Raw genomic sequence first — 5593 nt, forward strand, 5'->3', positions numbered from 1 at the left:
GTTTCCGAGGGCTGCCGCCCCCGGGCCCCCGCTGTCGGCCCTGAAGGGGCCTCGTCCTCAAACGCCGGACGGGCTGGATGGGGCCGGCCGGGGGTGGAATGGCTGGCGGGGCTGGGATGACTGGCCGGGCTGGAGCGGCTGGCCTATTGGAAGGGCCGGTCGGGCTGGAATGGCCGGTCGCGGTCGAATTGGCTGGGGAGGCGGGGGCGAATGGCCGGACGTGCCGGGTGGGAGCGCAAGAGGGCATGTGTCACAGTGCCGTCCGGTTTCGCTTGCCGCCGCGTGACCCTAGGGTCGACAGCATGTTCGCCGTCTACGCCGCCCGCATCGACCGTGACCAGCCGCTTTCCGGACTGGAGTTGGGGGAGCGTCCGGCCCCCGAGGCCCGGCCCGGCTGGAGCACCGTCGACGTCAGGGCCGCCTCCCTCAACCATCACGATCTCTGGTCGCTCAAGGGCGTCGGCCTCCCGGAAGGGCGGCTGCCGATGATCCTCGGCTGTGACGCCGCCGGCGTCGACGAGGACGGCAACGAGGTCGTCCTGCACTCCGTCATCGGGCAGACGGGGCACGGCGTCGGGCCCGACGAGCCGCGCTCGATCCTCACCGAGCGGTACCAGGGCACCTTCGCCGAGCAGGTCGCCGTGCCGACCTGGAACATCCTGCCCAAGCCGAAGGAGCTCTCCTTCGCGGAGGCCGCCTGTCTGCCCACGGCCTGGCTGACGGCGTACCGGATGCTCTTCACCAACGCCGGTGTGCGCCCCGGCGACTCCGTTCTCGTGCAGGGGGCCGGCGGCGGCGTCGCCACGGCGGCCATCGTGCTGGGCAGGGCGGCCGGGCTGCGGGTCTTCGCCACCAGCAGGGACGAGGCCAAGCGCAAGCGGGCCCTGGAGCTGGGCGCCGTGGAGGCGGTGGAGCCGGGCGCCCGGCTGCCGCAGCGGGTGGACGCCGTCATCGAGACCGTCGGCGCGGCGACCTGGTCGCACTCGGTGAAGTCCCTGCGGCCCGGCGGCACGCTCGTCATCTCCGGCGCCACGAGCGGCGACCGGCCCTCGCACGCCGAGCTGACCCGGATCTTCTTCCTCGAGCTGAAGGTCGTCGGCTCCACGATGGGTTCGAAGGACGAGCTGGAGGATCTGCTGTCCTTCTGCGCCGCCACCGGCGTCCGCCCCGTCATCGACGAGACGCTGCCGCTCGACCGGGCCCGCGAGGGGTTCGAAAGGCTCGCGTCCGGCGACCTGTTCGGCAAGATCGTGCTCACCGGCCGATGAGTGGCTGAGCGGCCGGTGAACCGGTGGAGCGGCAGGCTGCGGGGGTGGTGACGGGCGGGTCCGGGGAATCCGGGCCCGCCTTTCGCATGTCGTCGTGCATCGACCGCATGCCCCCGTCGCGGCGGTCGCCCCCCGTGTCTGTCAACCGTGGTTGACGCTTGACGTCTGTCAATGTAGGTTGACATGCATGACCGAGGCAACGGATCTCGCCGAGCGCGCCGGTGACCGCGATCCACGGGTCGGACTGCGCGCCGTGGCGGCGCTGCGCCGACTGCTGGAGCAGTTGGAGGCGGTGCAGGTGCGCAGTGCGCGCAACCAGGGCTGGTCGTGGCAGGAGATCGCCGCGGAGCTCGGAGTCAGCAGGCAGGCCGTGCACAAGAAGTACGGGAGGCAGTGATGTTCGAGCGGTTCACGAAAGACGCCCGTGCGGTGGTCGAGGGCGCCGTGGGGCATGCCGAGCGGGAGGGCGCGACACGGGTCGAGGAGACGCACGTCCTGCTGTCGCTCCTCGAGCGCGAGGGCAGTCGCGGTTCCTTCGCGCTGGCCTCGCTCGGACTGCCGCCGGGCGGCCGGGAGGGGCTGGTGCGGGACCTGGACGACACGCGCCGCCTCGGCGGCCTCTCCCGGGCCGACGCAGACGCCCTGTCCGGACTGGGCATCGACCTGGCGGAGATCGTGTCGCGGGTCGAGGAGACGCACGGGGCGGGCGCGCTGGCCGCGGCCGGCCGACGCGGTCCGCGCGGCGGACGGTCGGGGCGGCGGCCGTTCGGCCGCGGCGCCAAGGACCTGCTCATCGGGACCCTGCGGGTGGCCGTCGCCCACGGCGAACGGCACATCGGGGACGAGCACCTGCTGCTCGCCCTGACCGCCCGCCGCGGCGTCCCCTCCGAGGTCCTCGCCGACCACGGCGTCACACACGCGTCCCTGACGCGGGTGCTCTACGGAGACCGGGGGCGGGGGGACGAGCCCGGCGCCGGGGCGGGCGCCGGGGCCGCGGCCGGCTGAGGCCGCCGGCGCCCGCCCCGGCCGTGAGCGTCACCCCCTGGGGGTCCGCAGTATCACCCCGATGTGAGCCGCCGCCGTGGACAGGTGGCGGCGCGCCTCGCGGAGCTGGTCCGCGGTGACGCCGTGGTCGCGGGCCGCGTCCCGGATGTCGTCCCGGAAGCGGTCCAGGAGGCGGTCCAGGTCGCGGGCCGGGTCGCCGTCCGCGTCCTCGTGGGCCCAGGCCGGCTCGTACGCGGCGGGGAAGTCCTCCGGGGTGGCGGAGTAGTCCGGGACGGTGGACTGCTCCGGGCCGGCCGAGGGGTGGGGGGCGGCCGCAGGGTGCGGGGCGGCGGAGTGGTCCGGCGTGTCCGGGTGTTCCGGACGCGCGGACGTCTTACGCCCGGCCGGAGCGCCGGTGCGGCCGAAGCCGAAGTCCCTGCCGTACTCCCTGCCGAAGTCCTTGCCGAACTCGCCGAACTCCTTGGCCAGTTCGGTCAGGCCCTCGCGGACGCCCGTCGGCCAGTCGCCCCGGGCGAAGTGGTCCTGGACCTGTTCCTGCACCCGGCGGGCGATGCGCTGCACCTCTTCCTGGGCCTGGGTGCGGGCGTTGTCCTGCGCCTCCTTGGCCTGGCGGCGGGCCCGCTGGGCCTCCTCGCGGGCGCGGCGGCTCTCGTCCTTGGCCCGGCGCGCCTGCTCCTTCCACTCCTGCTTGACGCGGCGCATCTCCTCCTTGGCGGCGCGCCAGGCCTCCGCGTCGCCGTACCCGCCGCCGTTCTCGCCGTACCCGCCGCTCTCGCCGTGGGTTTCGTGGTCGCCGGGCTCCGCCGTCTTCGGGCGGCCGGCGCCCTGGCGGGCCTCGGAGGCGGCCGCCCGCATCTCGCGGCGCAGATCGCCCGCCGCCCCGCGCACATCGGCCCGTATCTCCGCGGCCAGTTCGGCGACCGAGTCGCGGATCTCCAGCTCCAGGTCGGCGAGTTCACCGCTGCGGTCCGCGAGTTCGGCACGGCCCGCGTCGGTGATCGCGTACACCTTGCGGCCGCCCTCGGTGGTGTGGGTGACCAGGCCTTCGGCCTCCAGTTTGGCCAGTCGCGGGTACACGGTGCCCGCCGAGGGCGCGTAGAGACCCTGGAAGCGCTCCTCGAGGAGGCGGATCACCTCGTAGCCGTGACGCGGCGCCTCGTCCAGCAGCTTCAGCAGGTAGAGGCGGAGACGGCCGTGGGCGAAGACGGGAGGCATGTCAGAGCACCTTCTTGTCGGTCGTGCTGTCGGCCGGGTCGCTCAAGGAGCTCTCGCCGCCCGGGCCGGAAACGGCATTGTCCCCCGGCCGGGAGGGCGCGCCCGCGCGCTCCCGCGGCCCTCGGTCCGCGCCGTGCGCCTCCGTGCGCCCGTCCTCCCGCGTGTCCGCCGTCGGGTACGGCGTTGTGTCTGCCGTGTCTGCCGTGTCTGCCGCGTCCTCCGTCGGAGGCCTTCTCAGGAGGGCGATCGAGCCGGAGACCGTGGTCGCCCTGAGCCTGCCGTTGCCCGCGCCCAGCCGGCCCGTGATGCGCTTGGCCCCCCACTGGCCGCTGACCCGCAGGTCCTCGAAGGCGTTGGAGACCGAGCCGCTCGCGGTGTTCGCCTCCACCTGGGCGTCGGCCGGATGGGGCAGCCGGATGGCGATCTCGCCGGAGACGCTGGTCAGGTCGATCCGCGTGGGGCGGCTCGCGGGATCGAGGTCGACGATCATCGATCCGCTGACGGAGTCGGCCTTCACACAGGAGCCGGCCTCGACGACGGTCAGGTCCCCGGAGACGGAGTGGAAGCGCAGGTCGCCGGTGAGGGCCTGCGCCTCCACGCTGCCCGAGACGGTGTCGGCCCGCACCGGGCCGGCGAGGCCGACCAGCGTGGTGTCCCCGTTGACGCCCTTCACCTCGGCGTGGCCGTCGATGCCGGAGACCACCGCGGCGGCGCTCACCACGCCCACCTCCACCCGGGCGCCGGCGGGCACGGCGAGCGAGACGACGGCCCTGCGCCGCCAGCCCTTGCGGTCCAGCCACTTGAGGAAGCCCTTCCAGGGCAGGTCCTCGTAGGCCACGGTCAAGGTCCCGTCGCGGTGGCTGACCACCAGCGGCGGGCCGTCGACCTCGGAGACCTCCAGGCGGGCGGGGCCCCCGTCGGTGCCCACCACGTTCACGGCGCCTTCGACGATGCGCACGTGCAGTGCGCTCACGGGCTCGGCGAAGGAGAGTTTCCCCGGTTCGGCGACGGACCACTCGGACATGGTGCGGACCTCCTTGCACGACACGACACGACACACGACAGACAGCGCACAGCACACGACACACAGGACACGGTGCGACGCGCCATATCGCGTCTCCCGTCAAACACGATATATCGCGGTCCGGGAAAGTCAAGGCACGAAAAAAAGGGGCGTCCGGGACGCCCCTTCCCGCGCGGCCGGCCGCCGCCGTGCACCGCCCCTACTCGTCGTCCTCGTCGTCGTCCAGCCGGGCCAGCCATGTCGCCAGCCGCTCCACCGGCACTTCGAAGTCCGGGTTCAGGTCGACGAACGTCCTCAGCTGCTCGGCGAGCCACTCGAAAGTGACCTCCTCCTCGCCGCGCCGCTTCTCGAGTTCCTCGATTCCGCGATCGGTGAAGTACATGGATCGTGCTCCGTGGGTCGGTCGCAGGGGTAGGGGTCCTCCGTCGGGGGAAGGACCCTTGTTCCTGCGAGGGGAGGAAGTGCTCCGCTCTCCGGTGGGGGAGGGGACAGCGAAAAGGATAGGCGCAGGGGGCGCGGGCCCGCGGTCCGCGCGACCTCCGCGCGGACGGAGCCCGCTGTCGGCCCGCGCACGCGCGGGTGGGCGGGCGGGACTGGGGGAACGGGGGAGTGCCATGAGCGGTGAGGACGTGACACGGGTGGCGCGCATCGCGCTGCCGGACGGGACGCCCGTCTGGGCCCGGATCTCGGGCGCCGGCGAGCTGTCCGCGCCGCCCGGGCGGCTGTCGTACAGCGACACGGGGTTCGCCGAGCGGGTGGAGGCGAGCGTGGAGAGCCTGCACGCGCTCGTCACGGGGGTCGCACGGTCGCTGGCGGAGCCGCTGCGGGCGGTGCGGCCGGACGAGGTGAGCGTCGAGTTCGGCATCGAGCTGACCGCCAAGGCCGGAAGGGTCGTCGGCCTGCTGGCCGACGGCGAGGCCAAGGCCGGCATCACCGTCACCCTGACCTGGAACAGCGGGCCCCCCGACCTCGACGCACCGCCTGCCGGCGCGGACTCCCGCGGGGGCGCCGACACCCCCAACCCCCGCCCCCCCGGCACCACCCCCCGCCGCGGCCGCAGCGGCCCCCCCGCCCCCCCCCC

Annotated in this window: 7 protein-coding genes; 4 read left to right on the forward strand and 3 right to left on the reverse strand. The window is 73.9% G+C overall.

Annotated elements, in window-relative coordinates:
* Window positions 1-302 precede the first annotated feature (302 nt).
* From ABT300_RS40680 to ABT300_RS40690, 3 genes are all read left to right on the forward strand, one after another.
* Window positions 303-1268 carry a zinc-binding dehydrogenase gene (locus ABT300_RS40680; protein ID WP_351687228.1) on the forward strand — a complete coding sequence of 322 codons (966 nt, stop codon included), beginning with the start codon at window positions 303-305 and terminating at the stop codon, window positions 1266-1268.
* Between the two features lie 187 nt (window positions 1269-1455).
* The gene (locus ABT300_RS40685; protein WP_018571396.1) at window positions 1456-1665 is read left to right on the forward strand and encodes a helix-turn-helix domain-containing protein; all 210 of its coding nucleotides are present in this window, start codon (window positions 1456-1458) and stop codon (window positions 1663-1665) included.
* Window positions 1665-2273: a Clp protease N-terminal domain-containing protein gene (locus tag ABT300_RS40690; RefSeq protein WP_351687231.1), complete on the forward strand. Its 609-nt coding sequence runs from the start codon at window positions 1665-1667 to the stop codon at window positions 2271-2273. The genes ABT300_RS40685 and ABT300_RS40690 overlap by 1 nt, the downstream gene beginning before the upstream one ends.
* A gap of 30 nt (window positions 2274-2303) precedes the next feature.
* Here ABT300_RS40690 and ABT300_RS40695 read toward each other — a convergent pair whose 3' ends face one another.
* The 3 genes from ABT300_RS40695 to ABT300_RS40705 form a co-directional block, all read right to left on the reverse strand.
* Window positions 2304-3488 carry a PadR family transcriptional regulator gene (locus ABT300_RS40695; protein ID WP_351687234.1) on the reverse strand — a complete coding sequence of 395 codons (1185 nt, stop codon included), beginning with the start codon at window positions 3486-3488 and terminating at the stop codon, window positions 2304-2306.
* A gap of 1 nt (window position 3489) precedes the next feature.
* Complete coding sequence (locus ABT300_RS40700; RefSeq protein WP_351687237.1) at window positions 3490-4512, reverse strand: DUF4097 family beta strand repeat-containing protein; 1023 nt, start codon at window positions 4510-4512, stop codon at window positions 3490-3492.
* Between the two features lie 199 nt (window positions 4513-4711).
* The gene (locus ABT300_RS40705) at window positions 4712-4894 is read right to left on the reverse strand and encodes a DUF6104 family protein (protein WP_019058231.1); all 183 of its coding nucleotides are present in this window, start codon (window positions 4892-4894) and stop codon (window positions 4712-4714) included.
* A 232-nt stretch (window positions 4895-5126) separates the two neighbouring features.
* Here ABT300_RS40705 and ABT300_RS40710 point away from each other — a divergent pair.
* Window positions 5127-5593: CU044_2847 family protein (locus ABT300_RS40710; RefSeq protein WP_351687240.1), on the forward strand; the 467-nt coding region annotated here is incomplete at its 3' end.

Origin of the sequence: Streptomyces sp. NPDC001027, from assembly GCF_040299045.1 — a bacterium.
GTDB lineage: Bacteria > Actinomycetota > Actinomycetes > Streptomycetales > Streptomycetaceae > Streptomyces.